General features: G+C 50.6%; 11 protein-coding genes. 3 read left to right on the top strand and 8 right to left on the bottom strand.

The window, feature by feature from the left end:
- Positions 1 to 157: 157 nt before the first annotated feature.
- Entirely contained in the window at positions 158 to 4,177 is a 4,020-nt protein-coding gene (locus tag NDI52_RS23800) for a GAF domain-containing protein (protein ID WP_199307634.1), read from the top strand.
- A 61-nt stretch (positions 4,178 to 4,238) separates the two neighbouring features.
- Here the strand turns inward: NDI52_RS23800 and NDI52_RS23795 are convergent, their stop codons facing one another.
- Complete coding sequence (locus NDI52_RS23795; RefSeq protein ID WP_190775834.1) at positions 4,239 to 5,435, bottom strand: glutathione S-transferase family protein; 1,197 nt, start codon at positions 5,433 to 5,435, stop codon at positions 4,239 to 4,241.
- Between the two features lie 356 nt (positions 5,436 to 5,791).
- Between NDI52_RS23795 and NDI52_RS23790 the strand changes: the two genes are divergently transcribed.
- Complete coding sequence (locus tag NDI52_RS23790) at positions 5,792 to 7,309, top strand: amidohydrolase family protein (RefSeq protein ID WP_190775835.1); 1,518 nt, start codon at positions 5,792 to 5,794, stop codon at positions 7,307 to 7,309.
- A gap of 122 nt (positions 7,310 to 7,431) precedes the next feature.
- Here NDI52_RS23790 and NDI52_RS23785 read toward each other — a convergent pair whose 3' ends face one another.
- The 6 genes from NDI52_RS23785 to NDI52_RS23760 form a co-directional block, all read right to left on the bottom strand.
- Positions 7,432 to 8,664 (bottom strand): PDDEXK nuclease domain-containing protein, encoded by a 1,233-nt coding sequence (locus tag NDI52_RS23785; RefSeq protein ID WP_190775836.1) that lies wholly within the window; start codon positions 8,662 to 8,664, stop codon positions 7,432 to 7,434.
- A 123-nt stretch (positions 8,665 to 8,787) separates the two neighbouring features.
- The gene (locus tag NDI52_RS23780) at positions 8,788 to 12,387 is read right to left on the bottom strand and encodes an ABC transporter substrate-binding protein (protein ID WP_190775837.1); all 3,600 of its coding nucleotides are present in this window, start codon (positions 12,385 to 12,387) and stop codon (positions 8,788 to 8,790) included.
- An 8-nt stretch (positions 12,388 to 12,395) separates the two neighbouring features.
- Entirely contained in the window at positions 12,396 to 12,773 is a 378-nt protein-coding gene (locus NDI52_RS23775; protein WP_190789239.1) for a hypothetical protein, read from the bottom strand.
- Positions 12,774 to 13,535: 762 nt separating this feature from the next.
- Positions 13,536 to 15,848, bottom strand: a complete 2,313-nt coding sequence (locus NDI52_RS23770) for a hypothetical protein (protein WP_190773798.1) — start codon at positions 15,846 to 15,848, stop codon at positions 13,536 to 13,538.
- A 342-nt stretch (positions 15,849 to 16,190) separates the two neighbouring features.
- Positions 16,191 to 17,948 carry an ABC transporter ATP-binding protein gene (locus NDI52_RS23765; RefSeq protein WP_190773799.1) on the bottom strand — a complete coding sequence of 586 codons (1,758 nt, stop codon included), beginning with the start codon at positions 17,946 to 17,948 and terminating at the stop codon, positions 16,191 to 16,193.
- The gene (locus tag NDI52_RS23760; RefSeq protein ID WP_190773800.1) at positions 17,948 to 19,729 is read right to left on the bottom strand and encodes an ABC transporter ATP-binding protein; all 1,782 of its coding nucleotides are present in this window, start codon (positions 19,727 to 19,729) and stop codon (positions 17,948 to 17,950) included. The genes NDI52_RS23765 and NDI52_RS23760 overlap by 1 nt, the downstream gene beginning before the upstream one ends.
- A gap of 324 nt (positions 19,730 to 20,053) precedes the next feature.
- On the opposite strand from NDI52_RS23760, the gene NDI52_RS23755 reads away from it, so the two are divergent.
- Positions 20,054 to 21,742 (top strand): adenylate/guanylate cyclase domain-containing protein, encoded by a 1,689-nt coding sequence (locus NDI52_RS23755; protein ID WP_199307635.1) that lies wholly within the window; start codon positions 20,054 to 20,056, stop codon positions 21,740 to 21,742.
- Positions 21,743 to 22,185: 443 nt separating this feature from the next.
- Here the strand turns inward: NDI52_RS23755 and NDI52_RS23750 are convergent, their stop codons facing one another.
- Positions 22,186 to 22,770, bottom strand: a complete 585-nt coding sequence (locus NDI52_RS23750; protein ID WP_199307636.1) for an alpha-ketoglutarate-dependent dioxygenase AlkB — start codon at positions 22,768 to 22,770, stop codon at positions 22,186 to 22,188.
- Between the last annotated feature and the right edge of the window lie 240 nt (positions 22,771 to 23,010).

Here is a 23,010-nt window from a genome sequence, read left to right as displayed (position 1 = left end):
GCACTTAGCATTTCGTAATGTAAGAATTTAATTTAGCTACGTTTCAAAGGGGAATGCATCGGCCCTGCTGTTAGCACTCCATGAAGGCGGGGCACGCTTTTATTCTGGGGTGTTGGCCTTTGATCACCTTGTTACCCGTGACTCCTCACTAAGATTTATGTTGGAATTGGTAAAAAGTCTCCTGTTTCCCAGCCAGTACGTTCCCCATGGCCACTGTTATTTGTGGCAAACGCCACTGGTTGGGTTGTATGTGGTCAGCGATGCGTTGATTGCGATCGCCTACCTTTCCATCCCCGCCATGCTCATTTACTTTGTGCGGAAACGGGAGAACGTTCCATTTTCCAATGTATTCCTCCTATTTGGTGCCTTCATTGTCCTGTGTGGAACCGGACATTTATTTGATATCTGGACACTCTGGTTCCCGGCTTACTGGGTTGCTGGGGTAGAACGGGCCTTGACGGCACTGGTGTCATGCTATACAGCTCTGCGCCTGCTGGAGCTTCTACCACAATTTCTGGCGATGCAAACGCCCGAGCAGTTAGAAGCCATTAACCAGGAATTAGAAAAACAAATTGCTGAGCGGCAGCGCACAGAAGAAACTCTTCAAATGATCGTGGCTGGCACTTCTAGCGTAACGGGAGACGCGTTCTTCCCAGCACTGGCACAGAACCTGGCGAAAGCTCTGGGGGTAAGCTACGTTTTGGTCTGTGAAACTGTAGACGAACCCATCCAGACATTGCGAACTCTGGCCATGTGGGCCGAAGATCATTTCGTCGCCAATATTGAGTACAAAATAGCTGGCACCCCCTGCGACGTCTCTCTGCAAACCCCATCCGTCTGCACCTACCCAGAACAGATACAGGAGCAGTTTCCTGACTCTCCCTTGCTCCAGGAAATGAATGCTGAGAGCTATGTAGGTGTGCCTTTATTAGATGCCCATCAACAGCCCATTGGGCATCTATGCGTTCTCGATGTCAAACCCTTTTTCCCCGATGAGCGCACCCAGGCTTTGTTTAGCGTGTTTGCGGCACGGGCTGCGACGGAGTTACAGCGGAAGTGGGCTGAGGATGAAAAACGTCGTGCTTACGAGGAACTGGAAGCGCGGGTGGAAGCCAGAACTGCCGAATGGGTTACGGCAAATTTAGCTCTGGAAAGCGAAATTCGTGAACGGATTGGCGTTGAAGCGGCATTGCGCCAGAGTCAAGAACAGTTTTCTAAAGCCTTTCACTCGAACCCCATTGCTTGCAGTATCTCTACGTTGCAAGACGGGCGTTTTTTGGACGTCAATTCCAGCTTCCTGAAGTTGTTTGGCTACAGCCGGGAAGAAGTGATTGGTCGTACCTCCACCGAGCTAAAGATTTGGGTGAATGCTGAGGATCGCGATCGCCTGGTTCAACACCTGAAGCAACACCAATCCTGGCAGCAAGATGCACCGTTCTGTATCTGCTCAGGAGAAGTGCGGGAAGGGATGTCATCCTTTGAGAGGATTGACCTCCAGGGGGAGGCCTGTCTGCTGAGCATGGTCTACGACATTACCGATCGCAAACAGGTAGAAGCAGAACAGTTACAGCAAATGCGACTGGCCGCCCTGCGAGCTGACGTGGGCACAGCCTTAACCGAGGGTGACTCCATTCAGGATATGCTGCAACGCTGTGCGATCGCACTCCAGAAGAACCTGGACGCCGCCTTTGCCCGCATCTGGATGCTGGATGAATCGAAACAACTGCTCGTCCTACAAGCCAGTGCCGGGATGTATACCCGTCTAAACGGTAGCCACAGCCGCATTCCGGTTGGGCAGTTTAAGATTGGCTGGATTGCTAAGCATCGCCAACCCCATCTGACTAACCAGGTTAAAACTGACCCTTTTATTGCTGATCACGCCTGGGCGGAGCAAGAAGGCATCGTCGCGTTTGCAGGTTATCCCCTAACCATTCAAAATCGCCTCCTGGGGGTTATGGCAATTTTTGCCCGCCATCCTCTGGAAAAACGTACTTTGACGGAAATGGCTTCCATTGCCAGTGCGATCGCCGTAGGAATCGATCGCAAACTTTCTGAGGAAGCCTTACGCCAAACCGCAGAACGAGAGCGAGCCGCTGCACGGATGCTGCAACGAATGCACGAAAGCCTGGAGTTGGAAACCATTTTTCGGACCACCACCGAAGAACTGCGGCAGGTGGTGCAGTGCGATCGCGTCCTGATCTACCAATTCAACCCCGACTGGAGTGGACAGGTTATAGAGGAGTCTGTAGGCGATTCCTGGGGAGCCATTCTGGGAAATAGGGGCGATCGCTCGGTGCTGAGTCAGATCACCGTCGATCGCAACGATTGCATTATGCGCCAATTCAATGGCACGGAAGTCATGATTCGTGACACCTACCTGCAAGAGCGGAAAGGAGGGCTTTATAACGACAATGACTATTGCTGTGTTAGCGACGTCCAGCAGGAACGGTTTGACCCTTGCTATTTAGAGTTGATGGAGGCCCTACAAGCTCGCGCCTATATTATTGTGCCGATCTTTTCGGGTAACCATTTGTGGGGCCTACTCGCCACCTATCAGAATGGAGAACCCCGCCAGTGGCAATCTGCTGAGATTCAAATGGTGTTGCAAATCGGAACCCAACTGGGCGTTGCCGTACAGCAAGCCGAGCTGTTTGCCCAGATTCAGGAGCAAGCGAAAGAGCTGCGCTACGCCAAAGATATTGCCGATGCAGCCAACCGTGCCAAGAGCGAGTTTCTCGCCAACATGAGCCATGAGCTTCGTACTCCCCTGAACGCCATTTTGGGCTTTACCCAACTGATGCAACGGGATACCACGTTGAGCTCTGACCACCACCGCTCGGTCAAAATTGTGAACCAGAGTGGTGAGCACCTGTTGGGGTTAATCAACGATGTCCTGGAAATGTCCAAAATCGAAGCAGGACAGGTCACCCTGCACGAAACAGAATGTGATTTCTATCAGCTGCTAAACAATCTGGAAGATATGTTGCGCCTGAAAGCCCAATCCAAAGGGTTGCAACTTGTGTTTACCTATGATGCTGACATTCCGCTCTACATCAAAATTGATAAAAATAAATTGCGACAGGTTCTGATTAATCTGCTGGGCAATGCTATCAAGTTTACCGAGCAAGGCTGTGTCGCTCTGCGGGTTTCCAGGGTACGCTATCCGTCTACTTCCCCGCAGAGGCACGGCACGCTGCTGTTTGAAGTAGAGGACACTGGCTACGGTATTGGAGCGGATGAATTAGGTGATTTATTCCAGGCCTTCAAGCAAACTCACACAGGCCGACAATCTCAGGAAGGTACGGGGTTAGGGCTGCGGATTAGCAAGCAGTTTGTGCAGTTAATGGGAGGCAACATCACCGTACGGAGCGAACCCGGTCGTGGCAGTTGCTTCGCCTTCTCCATTCCAGCAACGTTCCTGGAAGCAGCCCCTGAGCTACCTGAGTTTCACCCGCTCCCGAGAGGAATTGTACGGCTGGCCCCTCACTGTATTACCCATCGAATTCTGATTGCTGAGGATAACGTCAATAACCGATTGTTACTGCGACAGCTCCTGACAGAACTGGGGTTTGAGGTGCAGGAAGCGGAGAACGGTCAGGGGGCGATCGCCCTCTGGCGACAATGGCAACCGGATCTCATCTTTATGGATATGCACATGCCGATCCTCAACGGCTATAAGGCGACCCGACAGATACGGGCTGAGGAGCGATCGCGCTTGTCTGAACGGGAACCTCACGAGCCATCCAGTGAGAGATTCGTACCCAGAACCAAAATTGTTGCCCTCACGGCCAGTGCTTTTACCGAACAACGCCAGGAAAGCCTGACGGCTGGTTGTGATGATTTTGTTAGCAAACCCTTTCAGCACGCAGAATTGCTCAACATTCTGGCGCGACATCTGGACATACAGTACGTCCATGAGGGCTCAACATCGGAGGATAGTGCCTCATCTCTTCCCCAAGCCCCTGAGAACCCATCCAATACGGCGGATTTGACTGTTATGCCTGCCGGTTGGATTGAGCAACTTCATCGGGCGGCCATGCAGGGCGATGATGCAACCTGCCTTGAGCTGGTTAACCAAATTCCCTCGGAGCAATCAGCACTGATTCAAACCCTAACCCACTGGGTGGAAGCTTACCAGTTTGATCAACTGATCACACTGATTCAACCAGTTGCATAAAGTTGTGGGTGGCGTGCTTCGCACGCCACCCACAACAAGCCTGTTAGATGGCTGACGGTGCTTACCGGCGCACAAAGTTCGCCGGGTCCTGATCGCGACGATGTTTGAATGGGATAGGAGTCCCCTGTCCATCACCTGCTAGAGCGGCGGTTTTCTCCAGGGCTTCTCGCAATCGTTTGGCCGCGTAGATCGACATATCGCGAGGGACGTTGATGCGATCGCGCAGATACCGCAATGCCGCATCAGACCCGGTTGGTGGGGCACAGACCTCGCCGGTCATCAGCGTGGTCAGGGCACACCGCAAGGCCTCGTCAAAGAGGCGATCGTCAGCGGGGTTAACGCGAACAATATTGGCGCGGTGCCGGAGGACGTAATAGAGGGCTTCCTGGCGGGAGTTTTCTGGCTCAGGATAATTGACATCTGGCAACCCAAACCAGGGACCCTGATCAACCTGAGCTTTATTCTGGAGCATCTGAGGTTCACCATTTTCCCAACAGCCCCCCATCTGTGGAGGCAGGTCATGGACATGGGTGTGAAAGTCGCTCTGAGTGCCACGGTAGGTAGGACGGCTTTCCATGGCCTCAAACCAGGCCGCCAGGCGAGGATTATCCTTGAGAGAATATCCCTTGTAGTAGTAAAGGCTGGCCAACATCCGCTCGACATAGGGCGTAAACACGACATCGGCGGTACTGAACTCCTCCAGGAAGTAAGGACCCGGAGTGCTAGCGAGGGCGTATTCAACCTTATCGACCGTTTCAGTAAATATCTCCCGGTTGCGTTGTTCCTGCCGGGGGGATGAGGCTGGGTAACATAGCCAGTTGCACCAGGCTCGAAACAGCAGACGCTCTAGCCGCCGCAGAGGCAGCACGGCCGGAGATCCCATCCCCTGTCCCAAAGGCCCAAAGGCCCGCTCCAGCGCAAGCAGAATATCGTCGCTTTCAGTGATGAGACGGCCATCCAGCTCAAGGGCAGGCAACATGCCAGAAGGCACCTTGCGTTTGTACCAGCTCTCTTTTTCCCCGTAACAAAACATCGTCACTTTTTCGATGCGATAGGGAATCTGCTTTTCTTCCAGCCAGAGCCACACTTTCTGGCAATAGGGACACCAGGCATGGTTGTCACGATATAAGGTCACACGCACATCCGACTCGGAGTGACCAAAGAGGCGGAGCCGAGCCTGAGCATTGGTAGGGCCGTTAACGGTATCAATCTGAAAGTCGGTGAGGGCTTCCAGTTCTGTCCAGCTTAGGGGTGCCATGGTCACGAAGATTCTGAAGGACGTTCAATCTCATCTTGTCATGTAGACCAGACGCCTTCTTATTATCTCCAGGACATACGCATTTTTATATAGGGAGATTTCCAACCATGAAATTACCAAGATGTTCGGTAAATTCTTATGCAGAAACCTCCTAACCTTACGTTATCGGGTTATGACAGTTCACCCGTAGCTTTTTTATTCTTAGGATCACGAACAAAATAACCTGTAATTCTTGTTGTGAGAGGGGCGGCAAAGCCGCCCCTCTCACAACAAGAATTACAGGTTAATAAATACGCGATCCTGAGTAGCAGGTAGTATTTTCAGGGGAAGAAACACTGCTTTAGGAAACAACGCCGATGACGTCTGTAGAACTGGTGCGCGGTCGCTGGGTTTTCACGGGAGAGGATACGCGGGTGGATGGGGCGATCGCCCTTCAAAACGACACGATCCTAGAAGTCGATAGCTGGGAAACACTACAGACAAAATATCCTGATGCCAAAGTTCACGGTTCCAGCCAGTTTGCGATTCTGCCGGGATTGATCAACGCCCATCACCACAGCAATGGCGTGCCCAATTCCTTACAGGGTGTGGATGATGACTTTTTGGAATTGTGGTTGTTTTCGTTGATTGGGTTGCGATCGCAAGACCCCACCCTCAAAACGCTGCTCAGCACTAGCTACCTTCTACAAAGCGGCGTAACCAGCGTATTGGACGTTGTCTCTATCTCAGGCACCCCAGATACCTGTCTGGATGATCTGCAAGCAAGACTGAACGCCTATGAGCAAGCTGGAATGCGAGTGGCTCTGGCTCCAGGCGCCAGCTACTCCAGTACCCTGGTGCATTTTGAAGACAATACGTTCGTGTCGGGGTTACCAGACGCCCTACAACAGCGGGTCCAAACCCTGATCTCTTTTCAACAAACCCTATCCACCGAAGAGTATCTGGCCCTCATTAGTGATTTAGTCGTACGCTATCAATCCCACCCTCACATTCGTGTATGGTTTGGGCCACCCGGGCCACAGTGGGTCAGCAATGAGCTGATGATCCAGGTGGCTGAAAAAGCGGCTGCTTTGCAAACTGGAATTCAAACCCATGTGGTGGAGTCCTTCTATGAGAACTTAATGGGGCCAAAGTTCTACGGAAAATCTGTCGTCGCGCATCTGCACGAGCTTGGTGTACTCAGCCCCCGTTTTTCCATGGCTCATGGAGTTTGGCTCAGCGAAGCTGATATCGAAATTTTGGCAGAGACGGGAGCCTCCGTGAGCCACAATCCCAGTTCCAACTTGCGCCTCCGAGCGGGGGTTGCCCCCCTGAATGCCCTGCTTCAAGCAGGGATCACCGTGGGCCTGGGCATGGATGGCACTGCCCTGGGGGATGACGAAGATATGTTTGCCGAAATGCGCCTGGCCGCTCGCCTGCATCGCACTCCGCAAATGCAAGCTCCCGCTCCCACCTTAGCGGATGTTTTTCATATGGCGACCACAGGCGGAGCCAAGCTTTTGATGCAGGAACAGAGTTTGGGTAAGCTGGCTCCGGGGTATAAAGCAGATCTGGTGCTGGTGAAGTGCGATCGCATCACCTTTCCGTGGATTGCCCCAGAAGCAAATCCACTCCATGCTGTCCTGATGCGTGCTCGACCAGCAGACGTTGATACTGTTTTTGTGAATGGCAAAATTGTTTTGCAGGATGGACGACCGACAGGATTTGATTTGGGGGCGATCGCCCAGGAAATTGCCGACCAGATGAATGCATCAGAATTCCGAGACGACTATCGGGCTCTGGCTCGCGAATTACGGCCTTATCTCCAGGATTGGTATAGCCGTTGGGAAGTACCCGAGCTAAAACCCTATGCTTCGTTTAATTCGCGGATTTAATACGCCACATCCTCAGGACTCGTCTGTTGATGGTGCGATGCGGTTCGGCCACCACCCCTATACTCTTACATGGGAAGGGAAGGAGTGCTTCACACTCCTTCCCTTCTCACGTCCTAAGACTGCTATACACCCTCTAAACGTTCCTGTTCTTCGCGGAGCCATTGCTTGAGGAGATCTTCCGATGGCAGTGCAATCAGATAGCGGGAAACGAATAGTTGATTGTCGAGCCCAGCGGTTGCGTAGCGGACGGTTTCTGCATCGCGCTCAGCGCAAAGAATAATGCCGACCGGAGGATTTTCATGGGGATACGCGACGTTTTCGCGCAGGTAGTTGAGGTAGAAATTCATCTGTCCGGCATAGTCGTGCTTGAATTTGCCGAGTTTGAGATCAATGGCAATTAAGCATTGAAGCGATCGATGGTAGAACAACAAATCCAAATAATGATGCTCGCTTTCCACCGTCATACGAAACTGCCGTTCTACAAAGCAAAAATCACGCCCTAACTCCTGCATAAATTCTTGCAGGTGATCGATAAGTGCCTGCTCCAAGTCGTTTTCTGTATAAACGGGCTTCTCTGCCAATCCCAAAAATTCCAGAATGTAGGGATCGCGAACTAGAGTCTGGGGGCTATCAACAAGTTGGCCCTGTTGAGCGAGTGTGAGTACGGCATCTTTATCCTTCGACAGCCCAATACGTTCATAAAGCATGTTGTTCATCTGGCGCTTCATTTCACGAAACGACCAGTTGCTTTTAACGGCTTCCAGTTCGTAGAAGGCACGTTTGAGGCGATCGCCAATTCGACACAGCTCCAGCAAATGCGACCACGACAGCGTTACAAACAGCTTCTGGTAATAGGCAGCATTCTGCCACCGGAGGGGCGGCTCCGTTTCTGCACGACTCTGGAGTGACGGAAAGGCAAGGCCAGAGGGATTTGTAGGAGAGGGCGATCGCAACCCTTGAGATTCACCAGACGTTGTCTGGTGAATCTCAGCCACCACCCATTCACCAGACGCTGTCTGGTGAATTTCCGCAGGTAGCAGTCGAGCGGAGGCTAGGAGTTGTGGCAGCAGAGTGTCTTGAGCCAGATGCGGGTATGTCAGTGCAAACTGTCGAAAATTCCTTAAATTACTGACAGCAAAACCTTTAATGCCCTGTTTCTTCAAATCCTTGGCCAGGGTTTCAATGAGTTGAGTGCCGTAGGCAGCGCGATCGACACCGTTCTGCTCGTATTCAATGATGTAGGCACCCACTAGCCAGTTACGCAGGGTCAGGGTCTGATTCACCGCACGCGCTACGGCAACCTGGCTGACTCGATTCACATCGCTGATTCCAGCAAGGAGGCGATCGTATTCCACGCGCAACGTTCCTGAACTAAACCGGACGATACTATCATGCCTGAGGCCTGAGACCTTTATGTTGTATTCCTCGATTAGGCAAAGCCTCCACGGTTCTTGCGTCCTAGCATCAATGGCCATGCGTTATGGGATAGGGGCAAACTCATAGCTCGTAGGCGATGTGGATTTGTTTTTCGGACGAACTTCTACAAATTGAGTCGCCGTGTTCGCATCCCCCGATGGTGAAAAGCGAATGTCTCCAGAAGCGCCATTGGCAAAGAAATTAGGTGCTCTTAATGCCTCTTGAATACCCTCACGACTCGGATTTTTCTGTCGTCTCAGGGCTTCTATGATTGCTTGTGTGGCATTGTAAGAAGTTGCACTCGCATGGCTCACAGGTGCCTTCCAGAGCTCTACGGAACGGTGAGAAAACCCCGAATTAGGGTTAGCCTCACTATGCCATGCCAAAGCCATGACCATCCCAACCGCTTCTTCACCACCCACTTCTAACGTTTTGGGTGTATATAAATTTGCGATATCTCCAATCAAAGATAAACGACCACGATTGGCTGTAATAACCTGCAAAGCATCATTCACTGTGTCAGGTGCAGGGACTAACATAATAGCGTCTGCTCCTTTCTCCATCGCCTGGTCAAGACTATTGGCAATACTAAAACTTTGATCGGATAAATCAAACCGATTCGTGACGTTGCCACTTGCCTTTTCCAGAACCTTGCTAAACTCAGACTCAAGTTCTTTACTGTACTGGCTTCTAGAGTCAAAGAAGATTGCAACTTTTGTCTTCCTTAGTTTAGTTACTGCATAATTTGCCAGTGCTTTCCCTCCCGTACTCGTATTCAAATTAGTACGAAAGACATAGGGGCTACGATGAGAAAGTTCGATCGTCGTACTGACAGGAGTAATAAATGGAATTTTCCCAGCAATATATGCCGGAACGGCTGCCAAACTCGTATTACTCGACCAATGACCTAGCACAGCTAGAATGGTTGGATCTCCAGTAATCGTGGACGCAACTTGTTCAGTGATTTTGGGGTCATCACTATCGTCAAAGATCTTCAATTTAAGCCTCGCACCATTAATGCCTCCAGCCTCATTAATTTCGTTTTGGGCCTGGGCAAATCCCCGCAACATCTCTAAAGCACGGCCTGGAGAATCTCCCGTAATTGGCACCGACACAGCAATTTCGTAGGATTTTTCGGAACCAATCCGAGCATTATTGAGATAAATCAATGTCTCTGGAGCATTTGGGTATTTCTTAAGAGCCTCTGTAAAAGCAGCGGCCGCTTCCTCATAGTCTCCTTTTGCCATAGCGGCTGCTCCTTTCGCCTTGGCAACCTCAAACTCAGGTTTTTCAGGATTGCCACCCTCTCTTTTTATTAAAATTTTATTCCCGGAGCTCATGCGATCTTCGAGAGAAGCAGGCTGAGTTTGGGGAGAGGCATCGGATGCCGTGAGGAGGTTATTGGGGGTTTGGGTACTGGGTTCAGATTGGGTCAGTGACCACACACCCAGTGAGAGAAGGAGCCCTGCGATCGCCAATCCCGAAAATATGAAAATCTTTTTGGGCGTTCGAGAAAAAATTTCAGCAATCGTTGCGCTCGAAGAAGGCTGAGTAGCTTGGGATCGTGGTAGCGATGAAACGCGCTGTGCTAGCTCCGCAGGTCGCCTTTCTGATAGCTTTCGTGCCTCTAGAACTGTAGGACTTTGAGAAATCGGAGGAGGAGAGTTAGATGTCTTTAGCCCGATCGCGTCTGTTTCTGCACTCTTCGCTCCTAAGGTACCTTGAACATCCCTGGAGGATAGAAGCCTCCCCTCAAGATGAGCAACGGTTTTGTCGGAAAGACCCAGAACTTTCTGAAAGCGCTTTAACTCATCACGTGTTTCTTCCACTAGCGGATATTCGTATTGAATAGACTCTGAAAAGACTTGCTCATACTGCTGGCACTTTTTCAATTGGTCTTCAATACCGGCGATAATAGGCGTTTTAAGTGCCTCTATATCCTCATCCGCCAAGTTCAGCTCTGTTTGACGTTGGTTGAGTTCTCGCAGTGTTATTCCACTCAATGGATATTGCTGCTCGGCAGCCTGGATAAATTCCCGTTCATACTGCCGCAAATTTTCTTGGTAGAGGTTGATCTGAGTTGTAATTTCAGATTCGATCGCCCTGACATCTGGTTCCTTTAAAGCCAGCGCTTGGCTGGTTTGTTGTAACTGCGTACGAACGGTGTCACTGGGCTGGTAGCGGCGCTGCGTGGCATTGATGAACGCCTGTCGGTACTGATCTAGTTTTTGCTGATAATTTTCGATCTCTGTAGTAATCCTTGCTTCAATTGGAGCAACATCAATATCTTTTAGGCCCAGATTCTGTTGTTGTTCCCGCAATTCATGGCGCTTCGCATCTGTAAGAGGAAACTGTTCCTGAATAGCTGCCGCAAAACTCTGCTGATACACCTTTAAGTTACGATGGTAGCGTTCCATTTCAGCAGTAATTCGAGTCTCAATCAACGCTACATCAACATCCCCTAGCTCTAGTTGCAAGAGTAACTGTTGCAGCTCATTCCGTTTCGTTTGCCCCAGAGGATACTCCTGATGAATAGCCTCTAAAAACGCTTGCTCATAGGTCTGTAATTTCTGCTGCCGGGCTTTGAACTGAGCATCAACTTTTGCCTCAATCGGCAATGTATCTTCTTTCCTGAGTTCTAACTCCTGTTGGAGATTTTGCAGGTCAGTGCGATCCTCCTCACTGATAGCCCCATGGTGCAGCAGCAAGTCAGAAAACGCTTGCTCATACTGTCGAAGTTTGGCTCGAAACCTCTGGCGGTAGGGCTCAAGAACCTCGTCCTCGATCGCCTTTGCTTGAGAACTACTCAAACCCAACTCGGTTTGCTTCCAATCCAACGTTCTGCGACCAACGAGAGAAAGCTCTCCCCTGCGGATATATCGCATCACTTCCTTACGATATTTCTCGTGGGGATCGCCAGGGGGCACCCGTACCAACCGAATTTTAGAACCGTCCCGGACTGGAAAAATTTCGGGTTTAGCTTGAGGTCTAATTTCTCGAACTTTTCGACTGGCGTACTCATGAAGTTCATCAACAGAAATCACTTCGTCTTCATCTTGATCAGCGGCCCCTGTTTTAATCCCTTCCACCAAGAAACGGGTATAAAGTGATAGCTCAGAGCCTCCATGCTCAAATGAATATTGTGTCGAGCTTGAAGAGGTCAGAATTGCTCGACCTTCCCCCCCTAATTGAGCCGGAATATCAACTGTATTATCATCTTTTGCAGATAGCCCTTCGGCAAAAGCACCACTGAAACAGCTATCCAGAATAATCACCTGTCGCCTCGATCGACTGCGGTTCATACAGTCGTGAAGGATGTTGCTGGATACAGCGGTAGAGCGAATCAAGTCTCCTTGGGCTGTTTTACGAGTGCTACGGGTTGCTAGAAAAAGTCGACCGGCATCATCTTTAATTCCATGGCCCGAAAAGAAGAACAGGACTAAGTCATCTTTATGACGCCCTGCGAAGAGAGCCTCAATTGACTCCTCCATGGCCTGTCGCTCAGGGTTATTCAACACCAATACATCAGCTTTGTTAAAACCGCCAATTTCAGGATTTAACAGAAGTTCTTGTATCGCGGCAACATCATTAACTGCCGCTGGAAGTGCATTTAATCCTGGTTCATACTCGCTGACACCAATTAATAGAGCGACTTTTGCCATGGTTAAACCTATGCTTCTAAAAATTTTCGAGCCGCTTCAACAGCCGCATCTAATTCTTCTCGGCTATGTGCCTTCACATTCAGTGTTTTCCCATTGCCTTCTACAACAAGTTCAATAGGTTTTCCGCCAAGACGATCGCCTAAAAATCTACATAATGCTTTTATATTGGTTGGACTTACTTCAGCACTTAGAATTCCAACCAAAAAGCCACCTAACGCTTTATTTCCTTCTGGTGGATTGGGATCAAGAACACGATCAGCTGCTTCAACTTCGTCTAGATCTCTCAATTCATTGAGAAAGCGCCGGGCTTCCCCATCTAACCCTTCTTCATCTAAATTAGGATCTTCGAAACGGATTGTAAATTTAACATTAGAGTTGGCTACCATTCAAATCCTCTTATTTTTCTCAAAATACAGGAAAAATTGAAATTATCTATACTCTATAGCAGAGGAAAATTTTTGTAACGGGCTATAAGCCTTATGTTTATAACGCGAAACAAAAACATTCAGTATGTGTAGCGCAAGATGTATTATTAAGCACCTTTCACTCTTGTGCCGTTGATTGAGCATCTTCTCTAATACAGACACTTTCCACTTCCGTAGAAATCGATTAAGTATAGAATTGGAGCACCATTTACCCCATCTTCTATACTTAGAAACTCTGCAAAAATAGTGTTGCTAAATGAGGTCATGAAACGAGATGTGAAACCTAAGTTTCCACATCTCGTTTCTGATAGAATCAGTAGATCGCAGACGAGCGTTTGGGCGTGCAAAACACACTCAAACGCTCGTCTGCGATCTACTGAGGATCTTACATAAGCTAAGAGAAGTAACACGGGCCTCGTCCGCACTACTTCTCACAACTCATCTCGCAAAACTCGGACACACCCGACTGCTATAGCTTTATTTACAGCGCTTTGCGCTTGAATCAGCTACGGTTGTTTTGTGAGAGCCGCGCGGAGCGCGGCTCTCACAAAACAACAGGATTTTAAGCGCTTGAAAAGCGCCGTAGCAACTGGACATAAGCCTTAAGGTACTAAGGGCTTGAGATAACACAACTTACATCAAATCTGGTTGAAGAACCCTGATGCGCCGCGCCACTGCACATCAGGTTCTTCAACCGGAGATCCTATTATGCTTATCAGGCTCCTAACGGTAACAGTTCACCTGTTGCAGTAAGGATTGCCGAAGCCTCGCATCTTGAAGAGTTTGAATTACTTGCCGAGCCTGAGACATTTGACCCAGTTGGGCATATCTGAGGGCGATCGCCCCCAGCAAACTCCCCCGATCGCGGTCATCCTCCATGCTGAGAGGTGCTTCACCACCGCGAATCATAACCGTTTGCGATTCGTCTCCGGGTACGGTACGGGCCACCTGAAATGCCTGATTGAGCAGAGTAGCGGCTTGGGGGCGATCGTCCATTAAGCGGTAGCGATCGGATAAGGAGATAAACCAGAAGGATTGCAATGCCGGGTCATTCAACCGAGTGATTCCTGTTTCAACGGTTGGGAAATCACCCATCTGGATTGCTTTTTCGATCGCCTCATTAATTTTAGCTAGCCGCTCTGAAGGCTCCGGAATCGCCTCGGCGACTCGTAATGCCGCACGGGGTTGCTTGTTAAAGGCTAACTGCTCAGCCAGTGTTCGCAAAGCATAGGTATGGCTAGTACTATCCTCAATAGTTTGGGCGGCAGCAATGGCTTGATCCAGCATTTGTATGGCCTGTTCCTCTTGCCCAGAGGTCAAGTAAGCTTGAGCGATCGCCCCGAAAACAGCCGTTTGAGTTGAGGCATCGTCAATGGATGCAGCCTGTGCAATCGCTTGATTAAACAACGTTGTCGATTGTTCTGACTGCCCCAGCAGTTTTGACTCAGCTGCAATGATGGCCAGAATCCGGGGTTGAAATCCCAGATCAACGTTTGCTTCCTGGGCAATGGGTAATGCGGCGTCGATATCACCCTGGTGTGCTAAGCCCCGAGCCGTTTTTGAAAACAAGTTATCGCGCCAACTGGCAAAACTGGGTGGAATTTGTTTAGTAATTTGTAGAGCTGCATCATAGCGCTGATCAGCAATCGCACGTTCTCCCAGAGCCGTCAATACATCCACTCGGTCGAAGGGTATTTCTTCCCCCGCTTGAATCGTTTGGGCAATGCGCACACCATAGTCATAGCGTCCCCGTTCAGCCACCTGATCCATTAATTGTTGACGAGCCGAGTTCTGGGCATTGACATCCGGAATGGTTCCCAGCTTTTCAATAGCCTGACCCAGTCGGGTTTCAGCGCGGTTTTCTTCGCCAGCCTGAGCATAGAGCAGAGCGATCGCCCCCAACCCAGGAGCTTGCACAGCCGGGTCCGCGATCGTTTGCACCGTTTCGTCGGCCTTGGCAATCAGACCACCTGCCTCACCATAACGTCGGGCTACGGCCACCAGTGCCGTATCAGCGGTTCCCAGCGATCGCGTCTCACTTACAGCTTGTCCGTAAATTTCATCGGCCTGCTGTGGCTGCTGGGCCGTAAGGTGCCCGGCGAACGCAGCCAGCGGGATCACTCGATCCTGAGTAGGCAAACTTTGCAGCACCTCCAGAGCCCGGCCAACCTGCCCCTTTTCTCGGTACTGTTCGGCAACAGCCACCATGACTGTGGCTGTATATCCAGGCACCGGGATGGATTGCGCGATGGAAAGGGCGCGATCGGGCATATCAATTTGTTCGTAAATGCTGGCAATCCGTTCCAGCACAGCAGCTCGGCGGTAAGGGTTGGGGTCGTTGATAGATTGGGCTAAGGGTAGCGATCGCTCAAGGGTACGGGCTGCAAGATCTGACTGTCCGGCATTTTTATACGCTTCGGCAATGCCATTCAGGGCGATCGCCTTCAGCTCGGCCCCCTGAATGGTATTACTGGCAATCATGGCCTGTCCCAAAATATTAACGCTCTGGTCGGGCTGCCCCACCTGGGTGTAATCGTTCGCCAGAGCCGTTAAGGTACGGGTTTTAGATGCACTGTAGCTAGGGCTAATGGTTTGTGCGACATCAAAAGCAGCCGATAGAACGGCGATCGCGGCCTGAGGCTGTTGAGGCGAGACAGATTGCATCAGCCGGTCGAGGGGGCTACTGTAGGCAACATTTTCCCCCAAGCTCCCTACCAGACGTTCCAGCAAACCGATTCGGGCAGAGCCATTGGGCATCACCCGGATACGTTGCAGGATCATCACCAGGAGCTGAGAACCATACTCAATACGACCATTAGTGATAGCCTGCTCTGCCTGCTCTAACCCCATGTTTAATAAGGCTTCTTCAGATTGTTGCCGCTCAGTCTGGCAGGTGGGTGCTGCGTTTTGAACCGATTGCGCTACCAGGACAGCAGCCAAAACAGGTTGAAGTGCGCTACTTGTGGCGATCGCAGAACTGACACACAAAATAGTGCTGATTTTCCAGAGAACTTTATGAGGCTTAAAGGAAGACATTTGACATTTCTAGCCATAGATAATGTGAAGAGCGACGATACTGGAACAACAATCTACGGTTTTCCAGACGTGCCTCATGCATTCGCATTTACGATCCAAGACGCTGATGGATCAATCTAGGTGCCTTCAAATTACAACGTTGTTCAACAGACCGCCTGTATGAATCGTTTTTTGAGGGTGCGAGAGGTTGCACAGCCAAGCGAGCAACCCACACAGGAGATCCAGGGTAGGGAGGCGCTGCCTCCTACCCTGAAAGCTTTGCGGGTGTGGCAAGCCTTGCCTGCCACACCCGCAAAGCTAAGTTTTTAATCTGCACAAGCGGGATGCACCCTTCTGGATGTTTTAATCGGCTCCCATTTGGAGGGCATAGAGATTGGCATAGACACCCTGACGAGCCATCAGTTCGGCATGAGTGCCGCGCTCGGCAATCTGGCCCTGTTGGATGACGAGCACCTGATCAGCCTGGGTAACGGTGCTGAGACGGTGGGCAATGACAAAGCTCGTGCGGTTTTGGAGGAGACGGGCGATCGCCTCCTGCACCAATGCCTCTGTCCGCGTATCAATGCTGCTTGTCGCCTCATCCAGAACCAGAATGCGGGGATTGACCAGCACAGCCCGAGCAATGCTCACCAACTGCCGCTGTCCCTGGCTGAGGGGAGCACCGCGTTCTCCCAGTTGAGTGCTGTAACCCTGGGGAAGGGTCGTGATAAATTCATGCACATTGGCGGCTTGAGCGGCGGCTTCAATTTCTGCATGGCTGGCATGGGAAGCACCAAAAGCAATGTTTTCAGCCACAGTGCCACTAAATAGCAGGTTATCCTGCAACACAATCCCGATCTGACGGCGCAAACTGGCCTGAGTCACCCGCCGCACATCCAACCCATCAATTTTGACGGCCCCATCCGTCACATCATAAAACCGCAGAATCAGGTTGATAATCGTACTTTTTCCCGCGCCTGTGGGCCCCACTAAGGCAATCATTTGCCCCGGTTCCGCGATTAAGTTGACGTCGTTCAAGACCCGCTGGTTAGGGGTGTATCCAAAAGACACGTTTTCAAAACGGACTTCCCCCTGAATGGGTGGCATCTCCCAGGCATTAGGGGCGTCCTGCAATTGGGCGGGCTCATCCAACAGGAAAAAGATGCGATCCAACCCTGCCAGAGCCGACTGCGCCTGAGTATAAAACTGGCTCAGAATTTGAATGGGACGGAAAAACTGCTGCACGTATAGCAGAAAGGACGTAACCATTCCTACGGTTGCGGCTCCTGTCACGGCCAGGTAGCCCCCGTAGGCCATTACCCCTGCGGTTGCAAGAGTATTCAAAAAGTCGATTGAAGGTAAAAATGCTGCCGTTACAGCTACCGCCTGTACATTGGCTCGACGATTAGCAGCATTGAGGCTGTCAAACTCTTCAATGTTGAGCTGGGTGCGGTTAAAGGCCTGAGCTTCGCGCACGCTACCAATGTCTTCTTCTAACTTGGCGGAGAGTTCGCCAATGGTCTCGCGGGTAACCCGGAACCGCTGTCTGGCCCAGCGCGAGAAGAACCCGGTCGTAAATACCATCAAGGGCACCACCAAATTGCTGAGCAGCGCAAGCGGCACATTAATAGAAAACATGGCAATAATGATGCCCACCAGGCTGAAGGTCTGGCCCAACATCTGGGGAATGGTGAGACCGAATGCCTGATTTACGGTGTTGACATCATTAATTAAGCGGCTCATCAGATCGCCCGCTTCACTGCGATCGAAAAAGCTGACGGGCAAACTTTGAATTTTAGTGAAAATATCTTCCCGCAACTGGCCCAGCAAGCGCTGCATGATCGAACCCATGCGCAAGATTTGACCGCGAGTTGCCCACACCCCCAGGCCATAAATCAGGGCTAGAAAGATCAACAGTTGCACCAATCCAGGCCAATTGCCCTGAAGAATCAGGTGATCGATAGCCCAACCAATCAGCAACGGACCAATAGACAGGCTAGATGCACCCAACAGAACGAGTAGAAACGCGACCGGAAGTTCATCCCGGTAGGGTAAAAAGTACTGGAGAAAACGGCTCAGGGTCGAGGCTTTGAGTTTGGCATCGGTTCCAGCTTGCATCATTAAATTACCTCCTGACCCTGCTTTACCTGAGATTCCAAAATCACCCCATACAGAGGGCTAGTACGCATCAGCTCTTCATGGCTGCCCTGGGCGACGAGACGGCCTCTGTCCATTAGCAAAATGCGGTCAGCGGTACGTACCGTACTAATCCGCTGCGCTACCACAAACGCGGTACAGGTACGCCGACGCATCAGGTCGTCGAGAGCTGCTTGAATTTGGGATGCGGTTTGGGCATCTACAGCGGATGTGCTGTCATCCAGAATCAAAACACTATAGTCGGTGAGGAGGGTGCGAGCGATCGCCACCCGCTGCTTCTGCCCACCCGACAGACCTACCCCCCGTTCGCCCACAATTGTGTCGTAGCCCTCGGGCAAACTCATTATAAAGTCATGAATTTGCGCAGCCTTTGCCACCTCAATGACCTGTTCCAGCGTAGCCTCTGGTTTGGCATAGGTCAGGTTGTCAAACAGGGTGCCTGAAAACAGCGTAGTTTCCTGAAAAACAATACCGATGTGCGATCGCAAACTCTCCAGGGTGAAGTCGCGTACATCCCGCCCATCAATCCGCACAGCTCCCGATGTGACGTCATAAAACCGGGGCAATAAATTCACCACCGTACTTTTTCCGGATCCCGTCATGCCGAGAATCGCGATCAGCTCATTGGGTTTGGTTTCAAAAGAAACGTTGGAGAGGGTAGGAACTGTGGCACCCGGATAGCGAAAGGAGACGTTTTCAAAGGTGATGCGCCCACCACAAGTTGTAAAGGGAGCCGCATTGGGGCGATTGCGAATTTCAATCTCGGCATCCACCACTTCATAAACTCGTTCAGCAGAGACAGCGGCCTGAGCGATCGCCGGAGCCGCGAATCCAATTAATAACACGGGTTGTAAGATCAGGATGAGATAGGAGTTGAACGCTACCAGTTCTCCCACCGAAAAGCGGCCCCCTATCACGGCCGCGCCACCATAGCCAATAACGGCGAGTGTCACCAAATTGCTCAGTAGAAAGATAAATGGAAAGGTGTTACGAATCGCCCGTACGGTTTTCATGTTCGCAGCCACCAGATCATGATTGAGATTGGTGTAGCGCTCCGTTTCCACCGACTCACGCACGAAGGCTTTCACCACTCGCACCCCCAACAGGTTCTCTTGCAGCACTCCGTTCAGATCGCTGAGCTGTTCTTGTACCTGGCGAAATAACTGACTATTGCGTTGCAGGAAGCGTGCCATCAACCATCCCGACATGGGCACAACGGTCAGACTGATGAGTGCTAGTTCCCAATTCATCAGCAGCAAGATCACGGCGATCGCCAACAACGTTACCGAACCACTGATCACCTGAATCAAACTGGTGCTGAGAAAGGTACGGATTTGTTCAATGTCACTGGTGACACGGGTCAGCAGTTGTGAGGTCTGCGATTGATCGTGATAACTAAAGCTGAGGTTTTGAATTTTGCTAAAAATACGATTGCGCAGGTCATACACAACACTTTGAGACAGAGCCTCGGCGCAGAAGCTTTGGCCAAAGTTGAAGAGGCCACGGGCGATCGCTGCCACCACCAACCCCGCCGCACTATAAAGCACAACAGTTAAATTCTGCTCCGCAATCCCCTGGTCGATCGCCCATCGAAATAGCTGTGGCGTAGCGGCATAAGCAGCAATTAAGCATAGAGCGCTCCCTAACGTCCCCAGGGTGAGCCAGGGGTAAGTTTTGAGATTTTCTAGAACCCGCTGCAGCGGTTGGCGGGATGACGGTTCCGAAGGCTGGGATGACTGAACCAACGCTGGACTCCTGCGACACCTGACGAACTCTTAAACCGTAACAGGTCAAACATGAGTTCGAATAGCGTTGGAGGGGGTGATCTTATAACCCCTTCCGATCTAGTAGATCCGAGAAATAGATGTGAAACATCGCCCCACATTCATCTCACGCATCTATCAGATCGGAAAATACTGTGTAAAGCACGATACATTTTGACCCTAATCGGGCAATACTAATGGCATCAATGACTTAGGAAAACCCTACTTTGCAATCTTCAGGTCGGTGGTTGGAAGTGGTATCTAGCAGAAAGGTACGAGTTCGAGCCCGTGGAAACAGGATATCGTGTGACAGAGAAGGTAAAGCGCTCTAGACGCGCATGGGTCAAGACAGCTCAATCGACATTAGCCAATTGGCTACTTGGGTTAGCGAACCGACTAGAGCCAGGAAACAGAGAGCAGAGTTTACAGATTCCGCCTCCCAGAAAAAATATCCCTTCTATAGTCCCTGCAAGACCTGAGAATGAGGGCGATCGCCTGACTGCCCTGAAGCGCTATGAAATTTTGGATAGCGCGGCTGAAGAAGAATTTGACGATCTCGTTCGTCTGGCATCTTACATCTGCGGCACACCGATCGCGCTGATCAGCCTAACCGATTCGCATCGGCAGTGGTTCAAGTCAAAACTGGGAACACCTCTGCCAGAACTGCCGCGAGAAATGACCTTCTGCTCCCATGCCATTCTCGAACCCATGCAACCGATGGTGGTGCAAGACGCTTTAGATGACGATCGCTTCGCCGACAATCCATTAGTCTCTAACGATCCCAACCTGCGATTTTATGCCGGACATCCCCTGGTCACCCCCGACGGTTATCCATTGGGAACGCTTTGTGTGATGGATTATATTCCCCGCCACCTCAACTCAGCTCAGCTTGAGGCACTACAGATGGTAGGGCGCTGTGTCATGACACAAATGGAACTCCGGCTGAATCTCAAACGTCTGGAACACCAACGCACACAGCAACAAGAAACGGAAGCCAAACTGCGAGCATCTGACCAGCAGGTCGTCAATTTGCTGGAACACATGACAGATGCTTTCCTTGCCACCGATCGCCAGGGACACTTTAGCTACATCAACCAGGAAGCAGCGACTATTTTGCAACGGGAGAAGCATCTTCTTTTGGGGCACGTGATTTGGGACGTGCTGCCAGAGTTGATTGGGTCTACCTTTGAGCAAAAATTTCGGTGGGCATTAGCGCACCAAACAAATGTGGTTCTGGAAGAATTCTATAAACCCAGCAACCGATGGTTAGAGGTACGCATCTTCCCGTCCTATGATGGAGTATCTGTCTTCTTCCATGACATTACGACGCGCAAAAATACGGAAGTGGCTCTGCGCTTGGCGCAAGAGAAATCCGATCGCCTGTTGTTGAATATTATTCCCCAATCAATTGCTGAGCGGCTAAAACAGAATTCAGCCGCCATTGCCGATGACTTTGAAGATGTCACGGTTCTGTTTGCCGATATTGTCGGTTTTACAGAACTGAGTAGCCAGGTGTCACCGATTAAGCTAGTCGGATTACTCAATCAGATTTTTTCTGTCTTTGATCGATTGGCTGAACAGCATGGGTTAGAAAAAATCAAAACCATTGGGGACGCATATATGGTTGCAGGGGGGTTACCTGAGCCCCAGCCCAATCATGCAGAAGCTGCAGCACGAATGGCACTCGATATGCAGCAGGAAATCATCCAGTTTACAGCCCGAGAAAACCAACCCATTGCTCTGCGCATTGGTCTTCACACGGGCCCGGTGGTAGCAGGGGTTATTGGTTCCCGAAAGTTCAGCTACGACTTGTGGGGAGATACAGTGAATATTGCCAGCCGGATGGAATCCTGTGGGGTGAGTGGTGGCATTCAAGTCACCGATTCAACCTATGAGCGTTTGCGCGACCAATACTGGTTTGAACCCCGAGGCATGGTCAGCGTTAAAGGAAAAGGCGAGATGATGACTTACTGGCTAAAAGGAGCCATGCCATAGGGGCCAAGACGTGCCTTAAAAGCTGCTACGCGAGTTCTCTATGTTTAGGAAATTCCTGTTGTGTGTGGTATACGAAGCACATCACACAACAAAAATGCGTAAGTCCTGAACCTGTAATTCCTTTTAGGGGAGTGGCGGCTTAGCCACTCCCCTAAAAGGAATTACAGGTTGTTTCATTTGTGATCCTAGGAGTTTTTGTTTGTACGCTCGTGTATAAACATTCAATCCCGAAAGCAAGGTCTAGCAGTCCGTCAATGTTTAGGTGTGGGGTAACCCCACACCTAAACATTAAATTCCAGGACTTTTTGAGGGGTCTACGGCCCCTCAAAAAGTCCTGGATAGAAGACTAGTATGCTGAGGCGGAAATCCATCACCTATGTTTTTGTGTGGGGTGCTTCGCACCCCACACAAAAACATAGTATGCAAACTTAGGCGGCAGCCTACTAGCCAATCACACGAAAGGTTAAGTTGATGCGGGGTGAAACGGGACGTTTGGTTTTAGGAATCTGGTGCTGCCAGTGATGTTGCGTTGCCCCTCGCATCAGTAAGAGACTTCCTGAGGTGAGTTCCACTTGATGCTTCAGGGTTTTATCAAACCGATGCCGCAACATAAATCGTCGGGTTCCTCCCAAACTGAGGGAGCCGATAACTGGATTGTGTCCCAATTCGGGTTCATCGTCACTGTGCCAACCCATGCTGTCATTTCCATCCCGATACAGGTTGAGAAGCACACTGTTATACACAACGCCCGAGATAGCATCGGCCTTTACTTTTAGATCAAGCAACGGTGGTATCCAGGGGGTTGGCATCATCGTGAGATTTGAGTAAGTATAGGATTTACCGGGATCTCCATACCAGGCTGTGAGTCGGGGTTGCAGCAGCGATCGCCCAAACAATGTAATAGCATCCTGCCGCCATTGAATACGCTGAGTCAACTCTGTCAGGAAGCGATCGCTCTCCGATACATTCAAGAAGTTGGGGTAAAACTGGATGTCTGCATCGGGTAGGGGCAAGGAAAGCTTGAGCATATAACGCAGCAACGGAAGATTAATGAAGTTTAATACCAGTTCAGAATGAAGATGTCGCTGACTTCGTGACCCACCCGAGTTCCCATAGAAGGTGGGGTGCATCCTGATTCGGAAGAAATACAAGCCTGAGCAATATCATCGAGCAACAGGTAAAAGGCGCCAACGGGAACAACAGGGTAATAGAAATCTGACAAAAGTAAGAATTAATCGCAGATGACCCTAAATAAATGGTAATTCCTT

Origin of the sequence: Leptolyngbya sp. PL-A3 (assembly GCF_039962325.1) — a bacterium.
Taxonomy (GTDB): domain Bacteria; phylum Cyanobacteriota; class Cyanobacteriia; order Elainellales; family Elainellaceae; genus Vacuolonema.
Note: the sequence above shows the minus strand (reverse complement) of the source record. Positions and strands in the feature narration are given on the sequence as shown.